This is a genomic window from Micromonospora sp. WMMD987 (genome assembly GCF_029581435.1).
Classification (GTDB): domain Bacteria; phylum Actinomycetota; class Actinomycetes; order Mycobacteriales; family Micromonosporaceae; genus Micromonospora; species Micromonospora rifamycinica.
In genome coordinates this window covers 2,600,587-2,622,687 of record NZ_CP120861.1, presented here as the reverse complement: position 1 = coordinate 2,622,687, position 22,101 = coordinate 2,600,587, and the positions used below count along the sequence as shown (strand labels likewise).

20 protein-coding genes and 1 pseudogene are annotated in these 22,101 nt (G+C 73.9%); 10 read left to right on the top strand and 11 right to left on the bottom strand.

Annotated elements, in window-relative coordinates:
• Positions 1–36: 36 nt before the first annotated feature.
• The 3 genes from O7612_RS11300 to O7612_RS11290 are packed head-to-tail and all read left to right on the top strand — an operon-like array spanning position 37 to position 2,264.
• On the top strand, positions 37–1,185 hold the full coding sequence (locus O7612_RS11300) for a glycine amidinotransferase (protein ID WP_282272865.1): 1,149 nt from the start codon (positions 37–39) through the stop codon (positions 1,183–1,185).
• A gap of 9 nt (positions 1,186–1,194) precedes the next feature.
• The gene (locus O7612_RS11295) at positions 1,195–1,698 is read left to right on the top strand and encodes a thiamine pyrophosphate-binding protein (RefSeq protein WP_282272863.1); all 504 of its coding nucleotides are present in this window, start codon (positions 1,195–1,197) and stop codon (positions 1,696–1,698) included.
• Positions 1,695–2,264, top strand: coding sequence for a thiamine pyrophosphate-dependent enzyme (locus O7612_RS11290; RefSeq protein ID WP_282272861.1), 570 nt, complete (start codon positions 1,695–1,697; stop codon positions 2,262–2,264). Before O7612_RS11295 ends, O7612_RS11290 begins: the two co-directional genes overlap by 4 nt.
• Before the next feature lie 31 nt (positions 2,265–2,295).
• On the opposite strand, the gene O7612_RS11285 is transcribed toward O7612_RS11290, so the two are convergent.
• Complete coding sequence (locus O7612_RS11285; protein ID WP_282272860.1) at positions 2,296–2,952, bottom strand: TetR/AcrR family transcriptional regulator; 657 nt, start codon at positions 2,950–2,952, stop codon at positions 2,296–2,298.
• Positions 2,953–3,010: 58 nt separating this feature from the next.
• Between O7612_RS11285 and O7612_RS11280 the strand changes: the two genes are divergently transcribed.
• The 4 genes from O7612_RS11280 (at position 3,011) to O7612_RS11265 (ending at position 7,590) form a co-directional block, all read left to right on the top strand.
• Positions 3,011–3,841 (top strand): SDR family NAD(P)-dependent oxidoreductase, encoded by an 831-nt coding sequence (locus O7612_RS11280; protein WP_282272858.1) that lies wholly within the window; start codon positions 3,011–3,013, stop codon positions 3,839–3,841.
• A 153-nt stretch (positions 3,842–3,994) separates the two neighbouring features.
• Positions 3,995–4,318: a nuclear transport factor 2 family protein gene (locus tag O7612_RS11275; RefSeq protein ID WP_282272857.1), complete on the top strand. Its 324-nt coding sequence runs from the start codon at positions 3,995–3,997 to the stop codon at positions 4,316–4,318.
• A 173-nt stretch (positions 4,319–4,491) separates the two neighbouring features.
• Positions 4,492–6,294 (top strand): ribosome-inactivating family protein, encoded by a 1,803-nt coding sequence (locus O7612_RS11270; RefSeq protein ID WP_282272856.1) that lies wholly within the window; start codon positions 4,492–4,494, stop codon positions 6,292–6,294.
• Between the two features lie 261 nt (positions 6,295–6,555).
• Positions 6,556–7,590 (top strand): helix-turn-helix domain-containing protein, encoded by a 1,035-nt coding sequence (locus tag O7612_RS11265; RefSeq protein ID WP_282272855.1) that lies wholly within the window; start codon positions 6,556–6,558, stop codon positions 7,588–7,590.
• A gap of 116 nt (positions 7,591–7,706) precedes the next feature.
• On the opposite strand, the gene O7612_RS11260 is transcribed toward O7612_RS11265, so the two are convergent.
• The 8 genes and pseudogenes from O7612_RS11260 to O7612_RS11225 form a co-directional block, all read right to left on the bottom strand.
• Entirely contained in the window at positions 7,707–8,690 is a 984-nt protein-coding gene (locus tag O7612_RS11260) for a DNA topoisomerase IB (protein ID WP_282272854.1), read from the bottom strand.
• A 1-nt stretch (position 8,691) separates the two neighbouring features.
• Positions 8,692–9,621 carry a glycosyltransferase family 9 protein gene (locus O7612_RS11255; RefSeq protein ID WP_282272852.1) on the bottom strand — a complete coding sequence of 310 codons (930 nt, stop codon included), beginning with the start codon at positions 9,619–9,621 and terminating at the stop codon, positions 8,692–8,694.
• Complete coding sequence (locus tag O7612_RS11250) at positions 9,618–10,319, bottom strand: SDR family oxidoreductase (protein ID WP_282272850.1); 702 nt, start codon at positions 10,317–10,319, stop codon at positions 9,618–9,620. The genes O7612_RS11255 and O7612_RS11250 overlap by 4 nt, the downstream gene beginning before the upstream one ends.
• Entirely contained in the window at positions 10,316–11,848 is a 1,533-nt protein-coding gene (locus tag O7612_RS11245; RefSeq protein ID WP_282272849.1) for a PfkB family carbohydrate kinase, read from the bottom strand. The genes O7612_RS11250 and O7612_RS11245 overlap by 4 nt, the downstream gene beginning before the upstream one ends.
• A gap of 305 nt (positions 11,849–12,153) precedes the next feature.
• A pseudogene (locus tag O7612_RS11240) lies at positions 12,154–12,762 on the bottom strand (SIS domain-containing protein); the annotation flags it as partial.
• Positions 12,762–13,979: a glycosyltransferase gene (locus tag O7612_RS11235; protein WP_282272847.1), complete on the bottom strand. Its 1,218-nt coding sequence runs from the start codon at positions 13,977–13,979 to the stop codon at positions 12,762–12,764. The pseudogene O7612_RS11240 and the gene O7612_RS11235, both read right to left, overlap by 1 nt.
• Positions 13,964–14,938, bottom strand: coding sequence for a glycosyltransferase (locus tag O7612_RS11230; RefSeq protein WP_282272845.1), 975 nt, complete (start codon positions 14,936–14,938; stop codon positions 13,964–13,966). Before O7612_RS11230 ends, O7612_RS11235 begins: the two co-directional genes overlap by 16 nt.
• The gene (locus O7612_RS11225; protein ID WP_282272843.1) at positions 14,935–16,578 is read right to left on the bottom strand and encodes an HAD-IIIA family hydrolase; all 1,644 of its coding nucleotides are present in this window, start codon (positions 16,576–16,578) and stop codon (positions 14,935–14,937) included. The genes O7612_RS11230 and O7612_RS11225 overlap by 4 nt, the downstream gene beginning before the upstream one ends.
• Positions 16,579–16,886: 308 nt before the next feature.
• On the opposite strand from O7612_RS11225, the gene O7612_RS11220 reads away from it, so the two are divergent.
• Both O7612_RS11220 and O7612_RS11215 read left to right on the top strand, forming a co-directional pair.
• A complete protein-coding gene (locus O7612_RS11220; protein WP_348774280.1) occupies positions 16,887–17,327 on the top strand; it encodes an SRPBCC family protein in 441 nt (146 codons plus the stop codon).
• A 90-nt stretch (positions 17,328–17,417) separates the two neighbouring features.
• Positions 17,418–18,185, top strand: a complete 768-nt coding sequence (locus O7612_RS11215) for a polyprenol monophosphomannose synthase (protein WP_282272839.1) — start codon at positions 17,418–17,420, stop codon at positions 18,183–18,185.
• A 162-nt stretch (positions 18,186–18,347) separates the two neighbouring features.
• On the opposite strand, the gene O7612_RS11210 is transcribed toward O7612_RS11215, so the two are convergent.
• Positions 18,348–19,952, bottom strand: coding sequence for an NAD(P)/FAD-dependent oxidoreductase (locus tag O7612_RS11210; protein ID WP_282272837.1), 1,605 nt, complete (start codon positions 19,950–19,952; stop codon positions 18,348–18,350).
• 70 nt (positions 19,953–20,022) lie between these two features.
• On the opposite strand from O7612_RS11210, the gene O7612_RS11205 reads away from it, so the two are divergent.
• Positions 20,023–21,456, top strand: coding sequence for an aldehyde dehydrogenase family protein (locus O7612_RS11205; RefSeq protein ID WP_282272835.1), 1,434 nt, complete (start codon positions 20,023–20,025; stop codon positions 21,454–21,456).
• A gap of 72 nt (positions 21,457–21,528) precedes the next feature.
• Here the strand turns inward: O7612_RS11205 and O7612_RS11200 are convergent, their stop codons facing one another.
• On the bottom strand, positions 21,529–21,930 hold the full coding sequence (locus tag O7612_RS11200) for a ChaB family protein (RefSeq protein WP_282272833.1): 402 nt from the start codon (positions 21,928–21,930) through the stop codon (positions 21,529–21,531).
• Positions 21,931–22,101 lie beyond the last annotated feature (171 nt).

Genomic DNA, 22,101 nt, shown 5'->3' with positions numbered 1-22,101 from the left:
CGCCTGCCACCGCCTCACCAGGAGGGGATCTTCCCGATGCGCCTGAACAGCTACGACGACTTCTCACCGCTCAAGGAGGTCGTCCTCGGCTCCGCGACGAACTACCTCGAACGCATCGACGACCTGTCGTTCGACATGTTCGTCAGCGACAACCTCACCGGCGCCAAGGGGTACTACCCGAGCATCACCGACTGGTACGACGGCGCATCCCGGGCCAGCCGCAACGAACCGCACCGGCTCGCGACGAAGAAGCGCTTCCTCGGCGAACTGATCGAGGACGTCGAGGGCATCGCGGCCATCCTCGAGTCCCTGGGGGTGCGGGTGCTCAGGCCGATGCCACTCGACCCGCGACCCGCGGACGTGGCGACCCCCGCGTGGTCGGCCCCGGTCACGCCCCCGCTGAACGTGCGGGACAACACGCTGATCCTCGGCGACGAGATCATCGAGACGCCGCCGACCCTGCGGGCGAGGTACTTCGAGACGCAGTTCCTCAAGCCGATCTTCATGAGGTACTTCGCCGAGGGCGCCCGCTGGACGACGATGCCCCGGCCGATGATGACCGACGCCTCGTTCGACCCGGAGAACGTCGCGAACGCGGCCCCCAACATCGAGGTGCCGGTCGACCCCCGGCCGTCCGCGTACGACGTCGGCCCGGAAATCATGATCGACGGCGCGAACTGTCTACGGCTCGGCCGCGACCTGATCGTGAACATCTCCAACGCCAACCACGCCCTGGCGTACGACTGGCTGGAGCGGCACCTGGCCGGGCGTTTCCGCGTCCACCGCATGCACAAACTGACCCAGAGCCACATCGACAGCGTGGTGATCCCGCTGCGACCGGGCACCCTGCTCATCAGGTCCGAGCGGGTACTGGACTTCCTGCCGGAGCGGCTGCGCACGTGGGACCTGATCGTCTCCCCGGTGCCCGACGTCAGCGACTACCCGCAGTACGACAACGACGACCCCATCCCCGCCAGCCCGTACATCGACCTGAACCTGCTGTCGATCGACGAGAACACCGTGCTGGTCAACGACGCCTGCAAGACGCTGATCCGCACCCTGGAGGACCACGGGTTCACGGTGGTACCGGCGCAGCACCGCCACCGCCGGTTGTTCGGCGGCGGCTTCCACTGCTTCACCCTCGACACCGTCCGTACCGGCGGGGCCGAGGACTACCTCAGCTAGGAGGGGTTCATGGCGGTTCCCGACTGCGCATCGGCCCTGTCCGACGCACTGCTGGAGCGCGAGTTCGCCCCGTTCTTCGGCACTCCCTGCGGCATCCTGGCGCCTCTCTACAGCCGGCTCGAGGCCACCGCGAACCTGTGGACCGTCTCGCGCGAGGACAACGCGGTCGGTGTCGCCGCCGGCGCCGCGATGGCGGGGAGGAGCCCGGTGGTCCTGATGCAGAACTCCGGCCTCGGTCAGTCGGTGAACGCCCTCGCGTCCCTCGTCGTGCCGTACCGGATCCCGATGCTCCTCATCGTCAGCCTGCGCGGCGTCCCCCCGGACTTCACCACGGAGAACATCGTCATGGGTCGTCTGACCGAACCACTGCTCCGCGAGGCGGGGATCCCGACCGTCCACCTCGAGGAGGAGAACCTGGCGGCGCAGGCCGACTGGGCCGGCAGGCTCGTGGTCGAGCGCCGGCAACCGGCGGCCCTGCTCGTCCCGCCGGCCCTGCTCGGGTGGCAGGCATGAACAAGACAGCGGCGATCCGCGCGCTGATCGAGGCGACGTCCGCCGACCCGATCATCTTCACCACCGGCTACTCCTGCCGCATCGCCAGGAACGTGTCGGACCGGCCGAACCACTTCTACATGACCGGCAGCATGGGCCTCGCGGCGTCCATCGGCACCGGCATCGCGTTGTCGACGGGCCGGCTCGTGGTGGTCGTCGACGGTGACGGCGCACTGGCCATGAACCCGGGTTGCCTGCTCACCGCCGGCGCGCTGCCCCACCTCCCCCTCCTGCACCTCGTCCTCGACGACGGCCGGTACGCGTCCACCGGCGGCCAGCAGGTCCCGTCGCGACGCATCAACTTCACCGCCCTGGCCGAAGCCGCCGGATACACCGGCGTCTGGCACGTCGACGACCTGAGCAAGTTCCGGGAGTTGCTGCACAGCGAGGTGAGGACGTGCACGAGCCCCACGTTCGTCCACTGCGAACTCACCGAGGAGGACGAGGCCGGCGCACCGCCGCGAATCGACGCCGAACTCGCGCAGCACCAGCTCCGCTTCAGTGGACACCTCACCTCGCCACGGTGACCGGGGCGTCCGCGCCGGGCGGTCGGCCCGGCTAGCGGGCCAGGCGCTCCAGCAGTTCGTCGAGCAGTCCGCGTTCGCCGGGGGTGAGGTCACCCGGGTCGTCGTCGACCAGGGCGCGCAACGTCAACGCGGCGCTCGCCCGGGTCACGGGGGCGTCGGCGGAGGGCGTGTGCAGGACGCCGGCCAGCGCGGCCTCGCGGACGCGTCGTGACAGCCCGAAGTCCGGCTCCGTCTGGCTGATCAAGGTGAGCGTGATGCCGACGTTGGCGGCGAAGAGCTGTTCGGCGGCGTCGTCCGCCGGCACCTTGAGCATGCCCCGGGTCGCCGCGGCGGTGAACCGCTCCCGCAACGCGGCGTGCGCGGGGGCAGTGACGGCACAGGCTCTCCCCGGCTCGGCGCGGCCGTAGAGCAGCCCGTAGAACGACGGGTGCTCCAGCCCGAACCGCACGTGCCTGTCCCAGCCCTCGCGCAGGTCGTCCAGCGGGTCGCCCGAGTTCTCGACCGCCGTGTACTGGGTGAAGCCGTGGTTCGCCACCGCGTCGATCAGGCCCTGCTTGCTGCCGAAGTGGTGGTAGAGCGTCGGGGCCTGCACCCCGGCGCGCTCGCACACCGCCCGCGTGGACACCGTTGCGCCGCTCTCCAGCATCTCCGCCGCGGCCAGCAGGAGACGATCCCGTGCGTTCCTCACGCTTGCTATGGTAGCGCATATAGCGCTACATTGCTTTCTATAGCGAGAGGAGAAGCCCATGAGGACCTGGTTCGTCACGGGTGGGACACCCGGAGGGTTCGGTCTGGTCTACGCCGAGGCCGCCCTGGCCCAGGGGGACCAGGTGGCGGTGACCGCGCGTCGACCCTCCGAACTCCAGGAATGGGCCGGGAAGTACGGCGACCGGGTGCTGGTCCTCCCGCTCGACGTCACCGATTCCGACCAGGTGCGTTCGGCGGTCAGGACGGCGGAGGAACGGTTCGGCGGCATCGACGTGCTCGTCAACAGCGCGGGCCGTGGCTGGTACGGCTCGATCGAGGGAGCCCCCGAGGAGACGATCCGCCGCACGTTCGACCTCAACCTGTTCGCCGTCGTCGAGGTGATCCGCGCGGTCCTGCCGGGTATGCGGGCACGGGGCAACGGCTGGATCGTGAACATGTCCTCGGTCGCCGGTCTCGTCGGCGCACAGGGGTTCGGCTACTACGCGGCGGCGAAGTTCGCGATCGAGGGACTCACCGAGACACTGCGCCAGGAGGTCGAGCCGTTCGGGGTGCGCGTCCTCGCCGTAGCGCCGGGAGCCTTCCGCACCGGTGCCTTCTCCTACTTCCGCGACGAGCCGGTCGCCGAGACCGTCGACGCCTACCTGCCGATGGTCGAGGCCGTCAAGGCGGCGTTCGTGAACGCCGACGGCAGGCAGGCGGGCGACCCGGTCCGCGGCGTGCAGGCCGTGATCAGTGCGATGAACGCACCCGTTCCACCGCACCGGATCGTGCTCGGCAACTCCGGCTACGACGCCGTCGTCGCGATGCACGAGAACGCACTCGCCGAGCTGCGCGCGAACGAGAAGCTCTCCCGCGGTGCGGACTTCTGAGCCTGTCGCCACGGTGGTACCGGCGACCCGATCGACCACGAGGACTCCCGTCGGTCGAGGTGGGTCACCACCCGGCCGACCCGACGAAACGCCCCCGTACGAACACACCAGCACGCCCTCGCGTGCCGGCACCCGAGAAACCGGAGAGTAGAGATGAACGACGTCACGCTGCCCACCGCCGTCGAGAACTTCGTCGCCGCCACCAACGCGCACGACGCGCACGCGCTGGCCGCGGTCTTCGGTGACGGGGCCACCGTGCGCGATGACGGGAAGACCTGGACCGGCGGGACCGAGATCCGCGAGTGGATCGGGAGTCACCTGATCACCCCCAGGATCGTGCTGACGCCGACCTCGTTCGCGGACGACCGGCTGGTGGCCTCCGGGGACGGCGACTTCCCCGGCGGGCCGCTGTCCTTCTCGTTCGTGTTCGCCATCCAGGACGACCAGGTCACCGACCTCACGATCGCCCCGGTCTGATCCGTCACCGGCCGGGGTGGCCCGGGTTGGGACAGGCCCGTGGCTCCGCACGAGGAGGAGCCACGGGCCTGGTCCGGGTAGCCGATTCCCGACAACGGTCAAAAATGGACAGGAACCAAACAACAGCGTGTCCTGATTCCTAGGGTGAGACATTCCCTCATCAAGGAGTGTCGATGGAATTCCCGTATGCCCGACCGCTCGCGCCGACCGGCCCGCAGGGACGGCGCCGCTGGATCGCGGCGATGACGACCTTCTGCGCCCTCATCGCCGCATTGCTGTTCGTACCAGCCGCTCCGGCGAGCGCGGTCGACGACTATCCCAGCCTCGATCTGGACGACGGCAGTTCGACGGAGTACGTGGAGCTGCTGAACGACATCAAGGCCGAGTTCGACGCCGGACCCATCTCCGACCAACCTGATCCGCTCGTGGTCATGACGGAGTTCAACAGTCACGGCGTCTTCCCGGTGGAGCTGAGCTATCTGGGCGACAGCGTCTACCTGATCATTAGTCGGGACGACCTCTATGTGGTGGGCTACTACCGGCCGGACGTCAGGACGTACTTCTACTTCAGCGATCGGGGCGACCGGTCCAACGACTACCTGCCGCCCGGGGCCACCGCGGTCCGACTCCGGTACGGCTCCGTATACCAGGAGCTGGCGGACCGGGCGGGGCTCCCCCGGTTCGACCGGGTCCGGTTGGGCCGCAGCGATCTCCGCAACGCGGTCACCACACTGGTGTTCGCGGACGCGCACAGCCAGGAAGTCGCTCATGCCCTACTGGTGACCATCCAGATGGTCGCGGAGGCAGCCCGTTTCCGGGAGGTCCGGCAATTCCTCGTCGACAACTGGCTCAACTCACGCACCTTCGACGCCTACCTCGCCGACCTGGTGCACAGGTGGCGGGACCTGTCCGTCCTGGCCTACTACGATCAGTGGCGGGACCGCCAGGGGAGAATCGCCTCGATCATCGTCAACGGTCGACGGTTCGACAGCGCGGAGCGGGCGCTCGCCGTCCTCGACATCGCGCGTGGCTGCCGGTACATGAGGCCGCTCGACGACCAGCGGCGGATCCGCGCGTCCGGCAATGCCACCGGCCCGCTCGACGATTGCCTGGCGGATCCCGCCCGCTACGTGGTGACGATCAGCGGGATCACGTTCTACCAGCCAGGTGACGCGGGCCACGTCCCGGAGCCCTACGGCTACCTGGACGTCAGCTACGGCTTCACCCCGAAGAACAGGTCAGGCGCCCACGAGTGGAGCAGATTCTGGAGCTACCCGGACGCCGACTTCGTCCCGACCCTCGGCCGGAAGCTGAGCTTCTTCGACCGCATCTTCAGCAGCGAGACCGGCGAGGTCTGCTTCACCGGGAACGTCGCCGACCGCGACGGCAACCTCGACGACCAGTTGACCCCGACGAGTGACAATCCGGCGGTTGTCAACGTCTGCGGCACGGGCGGCAAGGCCGAACTGAGGTCGCCCGGCGACCCCGAGGCGGGCGTGACCATCGAATACGAGGTCCATCAGCTCATCGAATGCACCGACCAGGACTTCCGGGACCGATGCCGGAACTACCAGCGGGACTTCTACACCTCGGTGTACCAGATACGTTTCGAACAGTCCACCGACGACGGTTCCGGCCCCGAACCCTACGGCTTCATCAAACTCGTCCAGCCGCCCGCGGAAGCCAGCGTCGACGAACTGGTGTGGCACCAGGAACTGGAGGACCTGACCCAGGAGGACACCAGCGTCGCCTACCCGGGCTACGTCAACAAGCAACGAACCAGCAGTTCCTCAGGAACGCTGCCGACATTCGAAATGGACGTCAAGGACCTGGACGACTTCGCCGACGACCAGCTCAACGGCAGCACGTTCGCCTACGGCACGAAGGGCGTCGCCGACAACCCCAGCCGCAAGGGCAACGTCACCGTCCTGTACGAACTCTTCCGCATCGTGGCGTCCGGCAGCGAGGTCATCTGACACCGACCCCGTCCCCACGCCGGTCAGGCACGACAGCGAAGGCCGGCCGCCCGCAGGGATCCGGGAAATACCCGGGGCGCCGGTGCCCGAGGTCTCGCCCGAGCTCCCAGCGAAAGGGCAGCTCCGGCACCGGGGGCTCGGGCGAATGCACAGTAGCGGGGAACTGCGCAGTCGCCGTGGCCGGTCGGGACCGGCCGGCCACGGCGCGTGGTCTCCTCGTCCAGAATGGGGGTTCAGTGCCCGCCGACGGGGAGGCCGGACATGGTGCACCGCACAGTGATCGACACGGAGCGACTGCCGCCGTCGGAACGGTTCGGAATGTGGCTCGACCTGGTGGCCCGCACCTCGACGCCGCTGCGGATCCGCTCCGACCACCAGCACGACTTCCGGGCCAGCGCCGAGATCATCGATCTGGGCCGGATCCGGTTGCTGCGCTACCGCTACCCGTCGCTGGAGGCGGTCCGCACCGCGAAGCTGGTCCGGCGTTCCGAGGTGGACTACCACCTGCTCGCCCTCACCCTCAACGGCACCGGCGTCGTCGGGCAGGCCGGCCGGCTGAGCCGGCTGGACGCCGGTGAGTTCACCTTCTACGACGGCTCGCGCCCGCACGAGGTCAGTCACTTCGGTGACGAGGGTGACCAGCGGTACGCCGCCTCCGTGGTCGCCCTGATCCCGTACGGTGTGCTGCCGGTGCCGCCGGAACGGCTGAGTCCACTGCTGGCGGGCCGGATGTCGGCCACCGAGGGGCTGGGTGCGCTGGTCGCCCAGTACCTGACCCGGATCACCTCGTTTCCGGAGCAGTACCGGCAGGCCGACGCCGAACGCCTCGGCGGGGTGGCGCTGGACCTGATCTCCACCATGCTCGGCCGGCACCTGGTCGCCGAGGACGACGTGCCCCGCGAGGTGCGCCGCCGGGCGCTGCTCGCCCAGGTGCGGGAGCACATCCAGCGGCGGCTGGGGGACACCGGCCTCACCCCGGGCTCGGTCGCCGAGGCGCACCACGTCTCGGTCCGCAGCCTGCACCGGCTCTTCGAGCAGGAGCAGACCACGGTCGCCTCGTACATCCGTGAGCTGCGCCTGGCGCGCTGCCGGCGGGACCTGGCCGATCCGGCGCTGGCGCACCGACCGGTCCAGGCCATCGCCACCCGCTGGGGGTTCCCGGACAAGGCACACTTCAGCCGGGTCTTCCGCGCCGCCCATCAGCTGACACCCCAGGAGTACCGGACGTTGCACCTCCAACAGGCACGGATGGTCAACAACCCGGCGTCCGGAGTCAACCCGGGGCCGACATACTGACGGTGGGCCGAGGGTCACCCGACCGTACGGCCCGACGGTAACGGGGGACCGCGGCGTGGCGTCCGTGACACACCGTCACGGGCAGCCCGCCCCGGTGCCGTCCCCGGCGGGGCCGGTCAGGCCTCCTCCAGCAGTTCCAGCACCGCTCTTTCGACCTGCTCACGGGAGGCTTCGGGGGGCACCGGCAGCACCACGCCGTCGTGGTACAGGTCGACCACCCGGGGATCCACGTACGACGTCCGGGCCACCGTGGGCGTGTTGCCGAGCAGGTCGGCCACCTCCCGCATCACCCCGGCCACCGCACGGCGACGGGCCGTGACGGAACGGTGCGTGCCCACGGTGGCCAGTTCGCTGGCGGCGCGCACGGTGGCGTGCCAGGTCCGGAAGTCCTTGGCGGTCATCTCGCCACCGCTGGCGTCGCGCAGGTAGCCGTTCACCTCGTCGCTGCGCACGTCCCGCCAGGCCCGCCCGTCCCAGTAGCCGAAGAGCCGTTCCTCGGCCCGCCGCCGCCGACGCAGGTTGGTCAGCACCCGGCACAGCTCCGGATCCTCGATCCGGCGGACCTGCTCGATGCCGCCCTTCGCGGGGAACTCGAACACCACGCAGCCGCCCCGGGACCGGGCGTGTTCCGGACGCAGGGTGGACACGCCGAAGGTGGCGTCCTCCCCGACCGCGTACTGCTCGTTGCCGACCCGGAAGGTGCCCATGTCGAGCAGCCGGGCGACGGTGGCGAGCACCCGGTCCCGGTTCAGTCCCCGGCTGGTGAGGTCGCCGGTGATGCGCTCGCGCAGGGTCGGCAGCCGCCGGGCCACCTCCAGCACGTGGTCGAACTTCGCCTCGTCCCGCTTGCGTCGCCACTGCGGGTGGTAGAGGTACTGCCGGCGGCCGGCCGCGTCGGTCCCGGTGGCCAGGATGTGCCCGTTGGGGTACGGCGCGATCCAGACGTCGGACCAGGCGGGCGGGATCACCAGCTCGCCGAGCCAGCCCAGCACCTCGGGATCCCGGACCGGCGTGCCGTGCCGGTCCAGGAAGGTCCACCCCTTGCCGCGTCGGCGACGCCCGTACCCCGCCCGACCCGGATCACTGCGCCGCAGTCGCACCTCAGACCCGTACCGTTTCCTCGACCTCGTCCACGGCGGCCAGCACCCGGTCGACCGGGAGCGCCGCCCACCTCGACGCCGTTCCTACCCCGGACGAACCGCCGCAATCCTCCCCCGACGCCCAGAGCGCCCGGTGCCAGGGCCGGTCCGGGGGCGGCCCCCAGCGGGCCGGCGGGACCGGGCCGAAGAGCAGCACCGACGGGGTCCGGTAGGCGGTGGCGAGGTGACCGACCCCGGTGTCCCCGCTGACCACGAGCCGGGCCGCGGCCACCAGTGCGGCCAGCTCGCCCAGGTCGGTCCGCCCGGCCAGCACGGCCGACTCCGGCAGCCCCGCGCCGGCCGCCACCCGGGCGGCCAGCTCCCGCTCGCCGGTCGAGCCGGTCACCACCACCCGGTGCCCCCGCCCGGCCAGCCGCCCGGCCAGTGCGGCGAACCGGTCCGCCGGCCACCGCTTCGCCTCGACCTTGCTGCCCGGATGCACCACTGTCACCCCCGCCGGGATCCGCCCCGGCGGGGGTCGTCGCAACGCCAGGTCGGAGCGGTCCGCCGGGATGCCGTACCAGTCGAGCAGCCGGCACCACCGGTCCACCTCGTGCTCGTCGTCGCGCCAGTCGGGGCCGTCCAGATGCCCGGCCGGCGGGCACCGGAAGGCCAGCAGCCGGCCCGCGCCGGCCAGCGTCCGGTGCGACTGCGGCCCCCGCCCGTGCAGGTTGACCGCCAGCCGCGGCGGCGGGCCGGGCCAGGGCGGCGGGCCGGGTCCGTCGGTGGGCAGCAGCCGGTCGACACCGCCGACCAGCCCGACCAGCGGTCCCAGCCAGGCCGGCGCGGCCAGCACCAGTTCCTCGTCCGGGTAACCGGCCCGCACCGCACGCAGGGCGGGTACCGCGGTGGCCAGATCCCCCACGCCGAGCGCCCGCAACACCACGATCACGGGTAGGAGGTCTCCTGTTCGGCACAGACCACCAGCTCCCGTACCGCACAGCCGGGTGGTTGGGACAGCGCGAACATGACCGCGGCGGCGGTGTCGGCCGGGTCGTTGAGCTTGGCGTCCGGACCTGGCCGGTATTGCGGTTCACGGTCGTCGAAGAAGGCGGTCCGCATCCCGCCGGGCACCAGCAGGGTCACCCCGACGCTGCCGGCCAGCTCGGCGGCGAGCGACCGGGTGAAGCCGACCACCCCGAACTTCGCCGCACAGTACGCGGTGGCGTCGCCGACGGCCTTGACGCCCAGGGTGGAGGCGACCGTGACGACGTTGCCCCGGGACACCTCCAGATAGGGCAGGGCGGCCCGGACCACCGCCACCGTAGCGAGCAGGTCCACCGTGACGATCCGCTCCCAGGTCTCGCGGGGCACGTCGGCGAGCCGGCCCGGCACGTCCATGCCGGCGGCGGTCACCACCGCGTCCAACCCGCCGGAGCGCCCGGCCAGCTCCCGGGTGGCCTCCTCGGCGGCCCGGGTGTCGGCCAGGTCGCACTCGACCCACGGCACCCCGTCGCCGGGAGGCCGCCGGTCGAGCACCAGCGGTCGCCCGCCGGCCCGGGTGACGGCGGTGACCACCGCCGCGCCGAGCCCGCTCGACCCGCCGGTGACCAGGACGGTCCGGCCGGCGCCGGATGGACTGCTGCTCATCGTGCCCCCTCCGCTGTCGGTTCCGCCGTACCCACCGACGAGCCGGCCGGCGTCACCGGTCCCCCCGACGTACGGGCCGGTCCCGGTGGTGGTGTGCCGCCGGCCGCTGTGGTGCTCCGGCGGCCACCGCGGGCCACGGCGATCAGGTCGGTGGTGGAGCGCCCGTCCAGATACGGCACCACCACGCTGTCCCCGCCCCACCGGCGGAGCAGGTCGGCCTCGGGCAGGCCGGGTCCGTCACCGACGCCGGTGGCGTAGTCCCCGCCCTTGACCCAGATGTCGGGTCGCAGCCAGCCCAACGCCGCGTGCGGGGTGGGCTCGTCGAAGACCACCACCGCGTCGACGCAGCTCAGCGCCGCGAGCAGCCGGGCCCGGTCGCCCTGCGGGGTCACCGGCCGGTCCGGACCCTTCAACGCGGTGACGCTCGCATCGGAGTTGAGGCAGACCACCAGGCAGTCGCCGAGTTGCCGGGCGGCCTGGAGGGTCGCCACGTGCCCGGCGTGCAGCAGGTCGAAGCAGCCGCCGGTGGCCACCACCGTCCCACCGGCCGCCCGTACCTCGGCCACCACGGCACCGGCGGCGGCGGCCCCGATCCGCTCCCCGCCGCCGACGAGCACCGGCGGGCAGGTACGCACCGGTGCCGGCAGGGCGGCCGCCACTCCCCCGTCCGCCACGTACGCCGACGCCGCGCCGACCGCTGCCTGGACCGCCTCGGAGACCACCGCGCCCCGGGCCAGCGCCAACCCGGCCGCCGAGGCGAACCGGTCCCCCGCCCCGCAGGTGTCCCCCTGCGCGTCGACCGGCGCGGAGACCATCAGCGGGGTCGCCCCCGCGGAGCAGAGCAACGCGCCGTCGCCACCGAGGGTGACCACCACCGCGCCGGCCCGCCAGCGGTCCCGCAACCCCTGCGCGGCCTGCGCGGCGACCGCCAGCCGGGAACCGCCGGCCGGCACCTTGGCCAGCTCCCGGGCCTCCGACTCGTTCGGGGTCACCAGCTGCACCCCGGGTACGGCGACCGGGCCGCGGGGATGCGGATCCCAGACCACCGGCGCGACGGTCGCGGCCAGCGCCGCCCGCACCGCCGGCTGCCGGGCCACCCCCCGCCCGTAGTCGCTGACCACCACCGCCGACGCCCCGGCGATCAGCCGGAGCACCGCGTCGCCGGGTGGCCCGGGTTCCCCCGCCGCACCACCCCGGTCGTGGCGCAGCAGCACCCGCCCGTGTGCCCGCAGCCGGATCTTCTCCGGGGTGGTCCCGCCCAGCGGCAGGGCGTACACCTGCACTCCGGCGGCGGCGAGCAGGGAACTGAGCCGGGCCGCCCCGGCGTCGTCGGCGAGCGCGGTCACCAACGCCACCTCGGTGCCCCCGGCGGCGGCGAAGACCGCGGCCAGGCCGGCCCCGCCGGGCCGGTCGGCGGACGCCGTCTCGTCCAGCACCGGCACCGGCGAGTCGGGGCAGAGCCGGTTCACCACCCCCTCGACGTCCCGGTCCAGCAGGGTGTCGCCGATGACCACCAGCGGACCTCTCACGCCGTGCCTCCCCGTCGCCCCTCGGCCGACGGATCCGTCCCGTCGACCACCACCTCCACCCCGGCCCGCACCGGCGGGCCGCCCGCCGCCGCCGGCACGACGGACCGGTCGCCCGCCGCCGGGCCGTCCGCCGGCACGACGGACCGGTCGTCCACCGCCGCGCCGTCCGCCGGCACGACGGACCGGTCGTCCACCGACGCGCCGTCCGCCGGCACGACGGACCGGTCGTCCACCGGTCGGCCGGGAGCGTCGACCGGTGCCCGCGCGGCGCCGTCGCGGCGGCCGGCGGCCACCGCCGCCGCCTGTCCGGCCAGGGCGGCCAGCGCGGTGGGCAGCGCCCGGTCGACGTACTCACAGAGCACGTGCGTGGAGACCAGGTGCAGCTCCTGCACCACCTGGCTGTCCGGACAGGCGACGGCGAGCGCCTCGTGGCAGGCCCCGGCGAGCGGATTCGGCCCGGGGCCGGTGAACGCCCAGCAGCGCAGCCCGACCTCCCGGGCGGCCGCCACGGCGGCGAGCAGGTTGCCACTGGTCCCGCTGGTGGACATCAGCAGCAGGACGTCACCCGGCCGGCCGTGGGCGCGCACCTGACGGGCGAAGACCTCGTCGTAGCCGTAGTCGTTGCCGATCGCGGTCAACGCCGAGGTCTCGGCGTGCAGGGCGATCGCCGACAGCGGTTGCCGGTCGTCGCGCAGCCGGCCGACCAGTTCGGCGGTCAGGTGCTGGGCCTCGGCGGCGCTGCCCCCGTTGCCGGCGACCAGCAACCGGCCACCGCCGACCAGGATGCCGGCCAGGTCGGTGCCCCACCGGGCCAGCAGCGGCTCCGCCGCGCGGTACGGCAGCAGCGCCTCGGCCAGCAGGTCGAGGTGCACGCCCAGCAAGCCGGCTTGCGCCGCCCGGGTCGACGTCGTCATCAGGCGACCACCCGGCTCGGCCGGTGCACGGCGGCCACCTCGGCGTACACCTCGGTCAACCGGTCGGCGGCGGTGGCCCACGAGTAGTTGCGGCGGGCCCGCTGCAACGCGGCGGTGGCGTAGCCGAACCGGCGGATCCGGTCGTCGAGCAGACCGGCCAGCGCGGCGCCGAGGGCCTGCGGGTCACGGGCCGGGACCAGGTCACCGGTCACCCCGTCGACCACGGTGTCCCGGATCCCGCCGACCGCCGTACCGACGACCGGCACGCCACAGGCCATCGCCTCCAGCGGGGTCAGCCCGAACGGCTCGTACCAGGGGGCGGCGACCAGCACGTCGGCCGACCGGTACCAGCGGCCCATCTCCTCCCGGGGCACCGCCCCGACCAGCCGGACCCGGTCGGCGACCCCGCAGGTGCCGGCGAGCGCCCGCAGCCGCCGGGCGTACGGGTCGGTCTCCAGCAGCCCGGCGGGTGGGCCGCCGACCACCAGGCACTCGGCGTCGGGCACCAGGGCCATCGCCCGGATCACCGTCTGGAATCCCTTGCGTTCCACCAGCCGGCCGACGGTGAGCACCCGGGGCCGGTCGGCGTCCCGCTCGACGGCCGGGCCGAGCGGGGCGAAGGTGTCCAGGTTCACCCCGGACGGCACGACGGTCATCCGGGACCGGGGGACGCCGAGCCGGACCAGTTCCCCCACCTCGTCGCGGCACTGGGCGATAACCCGGTCGACCGAGCGGCCCAGTTCCCGCTCATAGCCGATCCGGCGGGCCGGGCTGGTGTCCTGCACCCCCTGGTGACGCTTCTTGACCGTGCCCAGCGCGTGGTAGGTCTGCACCACCGGCACCCCGTCGCGCCGGCCGGCGGCCAGCGCGGCCAGCCCGCTCATCCAGAAGTGCGCGTGCACCACCTCCGGTGTCCAGTCCCCGCCGCGCCAGCGGGCGGTGAGCCAGTGGCTGAACTCCGTCATGTGCGGCAGCAGGTCGTCCTTGGCGACCGGTTCGGCCGGGCCGGCGGGCACGTGCACCACCTCGTACCCGTCCGGGGCCCGGACGGCGACCGGCAGGTCGACCGCGTCGCGCCGGGTGTAGACCCGGACGTCGTGCCCGGCCGCGACCAGCGCGGCGGAGAGTTCCGCGACGTGGGTGTTCTGCCCACCGGCGTCCGCACCGCCCAGCACGGCGAGCGGACTGGCGTGCTCGGAGATCATCGCGATGCGCATACTTCCTCCTCCAGCAGGCGGTCCCAGTCGGCGAGGAAACGGTCCAGTCCATAGCGGCCCAGGGCGGCGGCCCGCGCCTCGGCACCGGCCCGTCGGGCCTCGGCGGGCTCGGCGACGAACCGGGCGGCGGCGGCCAGCAGGGTGTCCACCCGGGTGGCGAGCGCCCCCGCCCCGGGAGGCACCGCCTCCACGGCCTCGGTGCTGGCCAGCGCGACCACGGGCATGCCGATCGTCATGGCCTCGATCAGGCTCAATCCGAGCGAGGTCCACCGGCACAGGTGCAGGTAGGCCCGCCGTCGGGCCAGCTCCGCGTGCATCCGGTGCTGGGGGACGTCCTCGTGGCTGGTCAGCCGGTCGGCCGGCAGGCCCAGGTGGTCGGCGAGTCCGGCCACCCGCATGCCGAACACGTCCAGCGGGGCGATCTCGGCGAACCGGGCCAGCAGGTCGGTGCCGGTGACCCGGCCACGGCGGACCGGCTCGTTGATCACCACGGCGAGCCGGTCGAGTTCACCGGTCCAGGTCACGGTGGGCGGCACCACGCCGTGCTCGACCACGCCGGTACGGGTGGTGCCGTTGTCCCAGAACAGTTCGTTGAAGTGGGTGACGTGGGTGAGCAGCAGGTCGTCCCGGTCGGCCATCGGGTGCCGGGTGTTCGGCACGTCGCCCTTCGGGGTGTTGTGCTCGACGTAGATCGCCGGCACCGCCCGACCCACCGGCCGCCCCAACCAGTCGCACGCCAGGTCGAACTCCTCGGGGCGTTGCAGCAGCACCACGTCGACGGCCTCCCGGCGCAGTTGCCGCGGGGTCACCTCGACGGCGCTGTCCGGCCACGGGTAGGTGCGCGCCCGGCCCAGCCCGTACGGTCCCCGGTCCGGGGTGACCGGGACCAGGTAGCGGTGCCGGCCGTGCACGAACGACGTGGTCCACGAGCCGTGCACGTGCCAGAGCAGGATGTTCATCGGGTTCTCCCCCGCCCGGCGCTGACCGGCGTCACCCCGCCGCGCGGCACCCCGCCCGCGCCGGCCGACGTCCCGGCCGGCACCGTCGACGGCGGGACGACGGGGACGCCCAGCAGGCGTACCGCGTCGAGGACCCGGCCCGGCTCGACGGCCGCCAGGCAGGGGTGGCCGGGTACCGGGCAGACCGTGGCCCGACTGTCCCGGCAGGGCGCGGCGGCGTCGCCGAGCCGGACCGTCGGCACCCGGTACGGCCCCCACTGTCCGTACCGGACGGTCGGGGCGAACAGGCTGACCACCGGTACGCCCAGCGCGGCGGCCAGGTGGGCGGGGCCGGTGTTGCCGACCACCAGCGCGCCGGCCCCGGCGAGCACGGCGGCCAGCTCGGCCAGGCCGGTCCGGCCGCCCAGGTCGATGCCGGTGTCACCGGCCACCCGGGCGGTCAGCGCGGTCTCGTCGGGTCCACCGGTGACCGCCACCCGGTGCCCGGCGGCGGTGAGCGACCGGACGATCCGGGCGGCCAACTCGGGGGGCACGGCCCGGCTCGGCACCGCCGAACCGGGGTGCAGCACCAGGTAGCCGGGGCCGCCGAGCCCGGCCGGGGCGGACGGCACCCGGTCGGCGCGTACCCGCAGCCGGGGGTCGTCGCCGTCGGGCAACGCGAAGCCGGCGGCGGCGGCCAGCGACAGCGCCCGTTCCGGCTCGGGTACCCCGTCGGGGGCCCGGTGCCGGACGTCGAGCAGGGAACCGGGGTAGTCGTCGCTGATCGCGCTGATCCTCGGCGTGCCGGCCAGCCGCAGCAGCAGCGCCAGCGGCAGGGGCGACTGGTGGAACGAGGTGAAGACGACCGCCTCGTCGGCCCGGACGGCACGCAGCCGTTCGACGAGCCGGCCGATGTCCCGGGGATCGACCGGGGCGGGTGCGCCGTCGATCCAGGGCAGCGGCCACTCGACGATCTCGTCGACCCCGGGCAGCAGGGCGGCGGCGTCCCGGCCCCGGGGGCCGCAGAGCAGCACGACCCGCTCGGCGTTCGCCGCGACGGCGCGGACGGCCGGGCCGGTGACCAGGACGTCCCCGGCGGAGTCGCTGCGGGCCACCAGCACGGTGCCGGCCCGGCGCGTCGGCGGGCCGGTGACCAGGGCGGCCCGGTCCAGGATCAGCTCCACGGCGGCGGTCAGGTCGACGGCCACCTGCCCGGCGGCGGCCACCTCGGCGGCCCGGGTGGTCGGGGTGGGCACCAGCACCCCGGTCGCGCCGGCCGCCTCGGCGGCGGCCAGGTCGGCACCGATGTCCCCGACCAGCACGCAGCGGTCGGCGCTGGTGCCGAGTGCCCGGGCGGCGGCGTGCACCATGCCCGGGGCCGGTTTGCGGCAGGCGCAGCCGGCCCGTTCGTCGTGCGGGCAGCACTGCCAGGTGTCGAAGGGGCCGAGCAGTTCCTCCACCCGGGCGTTGACGGCCCGGAGCTGCGCGACGGTGAACAGCCCCCGGGCCAGCCCCGACTGGTTGGAGACCACGCCGAGCCGCAGGCCGGCGGCGCGCAGCCGGTCCAGCGCCGCCCGGACCCCGGGCAGCGGCCGGACCTTGTCGGGATCGCCGTTGTAGGGCACGTCCTCGACCAGGGTGCCGTCCCGGTCGAGCAGCACCGCGTCGAACAGCGCGGAGCGGCCCCGGTCGGGTACCGGGTCAACCCGGCCTGACCTGCGCTGATATGGCTCCGCGTCCCGTCGCACGGGCGGCGGGTTCCCGGGGCCCCGGGGAGTAAACCTGGCCCTACCGGCCGGTACGCCGGGCCGCCGCGGGTCCACCGCGTCACCCGTCCGCCCCGCCCGGGCGCACGCCCGGCACCGTCCGCCCCGCCCGGGCAGCGTTACCCGTCGGCCCGGAGCAGCTAACGCGTCGGGTTAGCCGGTGCCGACGGGGGTACTGCCCAGCGGTGGCGATTGTGGAGAAAGTGATCGATGCACCCCCGCAGCAGGTCTTCGACGTGCTGGCCGACGGTTGGACGTACAGCGACTGGGTGGTCGGCACGGTGCACGTGCGTGACGTCGACGCGCAGTGGCCCCGGGTGGGCACCCGGCTGCACCACCGGGCCGGGCCGTGGCCGTTCTCCCTGGAGGACGCCTCCACGGTGCTGGTCTGCGATCCGCCGCACCGGCTGGTGCTGCGGGCCGGGTTGTGGCCGGCCGGCGAGGCGACCGTGGTGTTCACCCTGACCCCGGAGGGTGACGGCGCGACCCGGGTGCGGATCGGCGAGGACTTCGCCGCCGGCCCGCTGCGCTGGTTCCGCACCAAACTCAACGACCTGGTGCTGCACCAGCGCAACCGGGAGACCCTGCGCCGGCTCTCCGACATCGCCACCCGGCAGAAGGCCGACGAGCGCGCCGGAGGGTGACCCGGACGCTCGCGGGTGCCACGGCGGGCTCCCCGCCGGGCTTTGGCTACCCTGTGGGGGAATGCCGTCCGCCGACTGAGGATGTCCGAAATGATCGAACCCGTGGAGCTGCCGTCACCGTGGCGGGACGCACGCCTGACCGTCGTGGTCCCCACCTACAACGAGGCGGGCAACCTCCCGGTGTTGGTCGACCGGTTGCTGGCCCTTCCGCTGCCCGGCCTGAAGGTGCTCGTCGCCGACGACAACTCGCCGGACGGCACCGGTGAGGTGGCCGACAAGCTGGCCCTGGAGCACCCGGAGCGGGTCCAGGTGGTGCACCGGGCCGGCAAGGAGGGCCTGGGTCGGGCGTACGTGGACGGCATCGGCCGGGCACTGGACGGCGGCGCGGAGTACGTGGCGCAGATGGACGCCGACCTGTCGCACCCGCCGGAGGCGCTGCCCGGCATGCTCGGCGCGCTGCTCTCCACCCAGGCCGGCGTGGTGATCGGCTCCCGCTACGTGCCCGGCGGCCAGCTCGACGAGGCCTGGCCGCTCTACCGTCGCGCGCTCAGCGGCTGGGCCAACCTCTACGTGCACACCCTGCTGCGGGTGCGCATCCGGGACCTGACCGCCGGCTTCAAGATCTGGCAGGCGGACGCGCTGCGCGACATCGACCTGAACCGGGTGCAGTCGAACGGTTACAGCTTCCAGGTGGAGATGCACTATCTGGCCACCAAGCTGGGGCACACCATCCTGGAGGTGCCGATCCGGTTCGAGGAGCGCCGCGACGGCGCGTCCAAGATGACCACCGCGACCAAGGTGGAGAGTGCGCTGATGCCGTTCAAGCTGCGCACCCGGCACCGCAACCTCGACTCCTGATCGCCCCCGGCCCGGCCCGGTCAGCACGAGCCGGGCCGGTGCCGGGGCGTTGCCTGCGGGACGACCGGTCGGTGCAGGCACCGGGGCGGACCCTCCCCGGGACGGCCGGCTGGGGAGATCGCGGGGCGACCCCGGGCCGGGCCGCCGCCCCGCAAGCGCGGGTCAGCGGTAGACCGCCCGGTGCGCGGCGTCGATCAGGCCCGCGTACAGGCCGCCGGTGACGGCACGGTCGCGGGCCAGGGCCGCCCGGGCGGCGTTCGCCCCGGGTGCGCCGTGCACCCCGCCGCCGGGGTGCGCCGACGCGCTGGCCAGGTAGAGCCGGTCGACCGGGGTGTCGGCCCGACCCAGGCCGGGGATCGGGCGCAGGAACAGCTGCTGGTACGCCGCCGCGGTGCCGCCGCCCAACGCCCCGCCGACCAGGCTCGGGTCGCCCTTCTCCAACTCGGCCGGCCCGGCCACGTGCCGACCGACGATCCGGCTGCGGAAACCCGGGGCGGCGGCCTCCAGCACGTCCTCCATCCGTTCCACCTGCCGGGCGATGTCCTCGGCCCGCCAGTCCCGCCGGAACGGCAGGTGGGTGTACGCCCACAGCGATTCGGTGCCGGCCGGCGAGTGCGTCGGGTCGGCGGTGGTCATCTGCCCGACCAGCAGGAACGGGGTCGTCGGGAGCTCACCCCGGGCCAGCTCGGCGGAGTAGGTGGTGAGCCCGTCGAGATCGGCGCCCAGGTGCACGGTGCCCGCGCCGGCCACCGCCGGGTTGGTCCACGGCACCGGGGCGGACAGCGCCCAGTCGACCTTGAGGGTGGAGCCGTCCCACCGGAAGTGGGCCAGGTCCTCCACCAGCCGGGGTGGCAGCAGCGCCGCGCCCACCAGGTCCAGGTAGAGGGCGGGGGCGGGCACGTCGGCGAGCACCGCCCGGCGGGCCCGCCACAGCTGCCCGCCGACGGTGCGGACCCCGACCGCCCGGCCCCGGGCGGTCAGCACCCGGTCGACCTCGGCCCGGTAGGAGATCCGGCCGCCCCGCTCGGCGAGCCGGGCCACCAGCGCGTCGGTGATCCGCTGCGCGCCGCCGACCGGCACCGGCCAGCCGACCTGCTGGCCGAGCATGGCCAGCAGCCAGCCGTAGACGCCGGAACCGGCCTCCTCGGGGGACAGGTCGGTGTGCAGGGCGCAGCCGGCCAGCAGCGCCGGGCCGCCCTCCCCGGTGAACAGCTCCGAGCCGAGTTTGCGCACCGGCAGGACCAGTCGGCGGCCCAGCCGCAGCGCGCCGCCGACCCGCAGCCGGCGCAGCAGGCCCAGCCCGCCGCGGACCGGGGGGAAGGGGGTGGTGATCGCGTCGAGCATCGGTCCGGCCACCTGCGCCCAGTCGGCGTAGGCGTGCCGCCAGCGGTCGCCGTCGCCGGGGGCGAACTCCTCCAGCGAGGCGGCGGTGCGGTCGATGTCCCGGTTGATCACGGCGGCCCGGCCGTCGGGCAGCAGGTGGGCCAGCACGTCGGGGGCGTGCGTCCAGTCCAGCCCGTACCGGGGCAGGTCGAGACCGCCGAGCACCGGGGAGGCGTACCCGAGGGGGTAGAAGGAGCTGTACAGGTCGCTGAGGTAGCCGGGGGCGGTCACCTCGGCGGAGCGGACCGCCCCGCCGGGCGCGGCGGTCGCCTCCAGCACCAGGACGTCCCAGCCGGCGTCGGCGAGCAGGTTGGCGGCCACCAGGCCGTTGTGGCCGGCGCCGATGACGACGGCGTCCGCGGTGTCCGTGCCGGGCGGGATCATCGGATCCGGCTACCCGGCCGGCAACCGGGCGAAACGTGTTTGCTTCGCCGGGAGCCGGGCATCCCGCCGCATGTACCGGGTGGAGCAACTCATCGGTGGGGTATGGGGTGCCGGCGGCACGGGCGGCGAGCTGACCGTCCACGATCCGGCCGACGGCACGCCGGTCGGCACGGTGCCGGTGGCGACGGCCGACGAGGTGGCCAAGGCGGTCGGGGCGGCCCGCGAGGCGGCGGCCGAATGGGCGGCCACCCCGACCGCGCAGCGGGCGCACCTGCTGCACGAGGCGGCGGAAGCGGTGGCGGCGTCGGCCCACGAACTGGCCGCCGCGACGACGGCGGAGATGGGCAAGCCGCTGGGCGACGCCCGGGGCGGGGTGGCGGCCGGTGTCGGTACCCTGCGCCAGTACGCCGAACTGGCCCCGGTGCGTGGCGGCCGGACGCTGCACGGCGGCACCGAGGCGCTCGACTTCATGACGCCGCAGCCGCGCGGGGTGGTCGCCGCGATCACCCCGTGGAACGACCCGGTGGCGGTCTCCTGCGGCCTGCTCGGCGCGGCCCTGGTCACCGGCAACGTGGTGCTGTACAAGCCGAGCGAGCGCACCCCGGTCACCGGCTGGCTGCTGGCCCGGCTCCTCGACGGGGTGCTCCCGGCGGGGGTGCTCTCCCTGCTGACCGGGGGCGCGGAGGTGGGTGCGGCGCTGGCCGCGCAGCCGGTGGACGTGGTCGCGCACGTCGGGTCCACCGCGACCGGCCGGACGATCGCCGCGGCCTGCGCCCGCACCGGGGCCAAGGCGCTGCTGGAGAACGGTGGCAGCGACCCGTTGGTGGTCGACGCCGGGGTGGATCCGGGCTGGGCGGCGGCCCAGGCGGCCCAGGGCGCGTTCGCCAACGCCGGGCAGCTCTGCGTGGCGGTCGAGCGGATCTACGCGCACCGGGACGTCGCCGAGGACTTCCTCGACGCGCTGGTGCAGCGGGCCGGGGCGCTGGTCGTCGGGCCGGGGCGCGACCCGGCCACCGAGCTGGGTCCGGTGGTGGACCGGCGGCACCGCGACCGGGTGCACGGCCAGGTCACGGCGGCGGTGGCGCAGGGGGCGACGCTGCGCGTCGGCGGGGTGCTGCCGGAGGGGCCGGGGGCGTTCTATCCGGCGACGGTGGTCGCCGACTGCCGCCAGGAGATGCCCCTGGTCCGGGAGGAGACGTTCGGGCCGGTGGCGGCGGTGGTGACGGTGGACTCGTTCAGCGAGGCGCTGCGGTGCGCCGCCGACTCGCCGTACGGGCTGGCCGCGACGGTGCTGACCGGGTCGATGAGCCACGCCCAACGGGCCTGGCGGGAGCTGCCGGTGGGCACCGTGAAGGTCAACGCGGTGTTCGGGGGCGCCCCGGGCGGTGCCGCGCAGCCACGCCGGGGCAGCGGCCAGGGCTTCGGGTACGGCCCGGAGCTGCTGGACGAGTTCACCACGGTCAAGGCGGTCCACCTGGAGGCACCGGGCGGCGGCCACTGGTGAACCGGGCCGCCCAGGCTGGTGGGCGGGGGCCGCCCCGGATCGGGGCGGCCCGCGTGCCGCGCGTACCCCCGGTCAGTCGCCGCGGGCCTTGCGGGTGGCCCGGTCGTTGGCCTTCTCGATGGCCTTGACCAGTTCCGGCTTGGTCATCCGGCTACGGCCGGGCACGTCCAGTTTCCTGGCCACCTGCATCAGGTGGTCCTTGGTGGCGTTGGCGTCCACCCCACCGGCGGTGGGGGCACGTCGGGCCGGGCCGCCGCCGGCCGCCTGCCGGTCGCTGGGGCCCTTGCGTCCCTTCGGCTCCCAGTGGTCGCCGACCTTCTCGAAGCTGTGCTTGACGGCGGCGAAGGCGGCGCGGTGCGCCCGCTCCCCCTCGCCGTAGGTCTCGACCGCCGAGTCGTGCGTCTTCACCCAGGTGCGTCGCGCCTTCTCCGGGGAGCGTCGCAGGGTGCTGGGCAGTACCTCGCGTCCGGGCATCTCGTCCTCCTCCGCACCGGTTGTCTGACTTCCTGTCTGCACGGTTCCCGGCGCCCGCACCGGCAAACACCGGCGTCGGGTTTGTCGATTTCGGCCGTCGGGTACCGCCCGGCCCAGACGCGCGCCGGACGTCGGGTCCGCCGGGGTCGTCGGGTGGACGAGGAGCCGGAC

What these genes read in the sequence shown, in the direction of transcription:
- O7612_RS11300 (WP_282272865.1), top strand. Translation starts at nt 37, where the DNA reads ATGCGCCTGAACAGCTACGACGACTTCTCACCGCTCAAGGAGGTCGTC.
- O7612_RS11295 (WP_282272863.1), top strand. Translation starts at nt 1,195, where the DNA reads ATGGCGGTTCCCGACTGCGCATCGGCCCTGTCCGACGCACTGCTGGAG.
- O7612_RS11290 (WP_282272861.1), top strand. Translation starts at nt 1,695, where the DNA reads ATGAACAAGACAGCGGCGATCCGCGCGCTGATCGAGGCGACGTCCGCC.
- O7612_RS11280 (WP_282272858.1), top strand. Translation starts at nt 3,011, where the DNA reads ATGAGGACCTGGTTCGTCACGGGTGGGACACCCGGAGGGTTCGGTCTG.
- O7612_RS11275 (WP_282272857.1), top strand. Translation starts at nt 3,995, where the DNA reads ATGAACGACGTCACGCTGCCCACCGCCGTCGAGAACTTCGTCGCCGCC.
- O7612_RS11270 (WP_282272856.1), top strand. Translation starts at nt 4,492, where the DNA reads ATGGAATTCCCGTATGCCCGACCGCTCGCGCCGACCGGCCCGCAGGGA.
- O7612_RS11265 (WP_282272855.1), top strand. Translation starts at nt 6,556, where the DNA reads ATGGTGCACCGCACAGTGATCGACACGGAGCGACTGCCGCCGTCGGAA.
- O7612_RS11250 (WP_282272850.1), bottom strand. Translation starts at nt 10,319, where the DNA reads ATGAGCAGCAGTCCATCCGGCGCCGGCCGGACCGTCCTGGTCACCGGC.
- O7612_RS11235 (WP_282272847.1), bottom strand. Translation starts at nt 13,979, where the DNA reads ATGCGCATCGCGATGATCTCCGAGCACGCCAGTCCGCTCGCCGTGCTG.
- O7612_RS11230 (WP_282272845.1), bottom strand. Translation starts at nt 14,938, where the DNA reads ATGAACATCCTGCTCTGGCACGTGCACGGCTCGTGGACCACGTCGTTC.
- O7612_RS11215 (WP_282272839.1), top strand. Translation starts at nt 17,418, where the DNA reads ATGATCGAACCCGTGGAGCTGCCGTCACCGTGGCGGGACGCACGCCTG.
- O7612_RS11210 (WP_282272837.1), bottom strand. Translation starts at nt 19,952, where the DNA reads ATGATCCCGCCCGGCACGGACACCGCGGACGCCGTCGTCATCGGCGCC.
- O7612_RS11205 (WP_282272835.1), top strand. Translation starts at nt 20,023, where the DNA reads ATGTACCGGGTGGAGCAACTCATCGGTGGGGTATGGGGTGCCGGCGGC.
- O7612_RS11200 (WP_282272833.1), bottom strand. Translation starts at nt 21,930, where the DNA reads ATGCCCGGACGCGAGGTACTGCCCAGCACCCTGCGACGCTCCCCGGAG.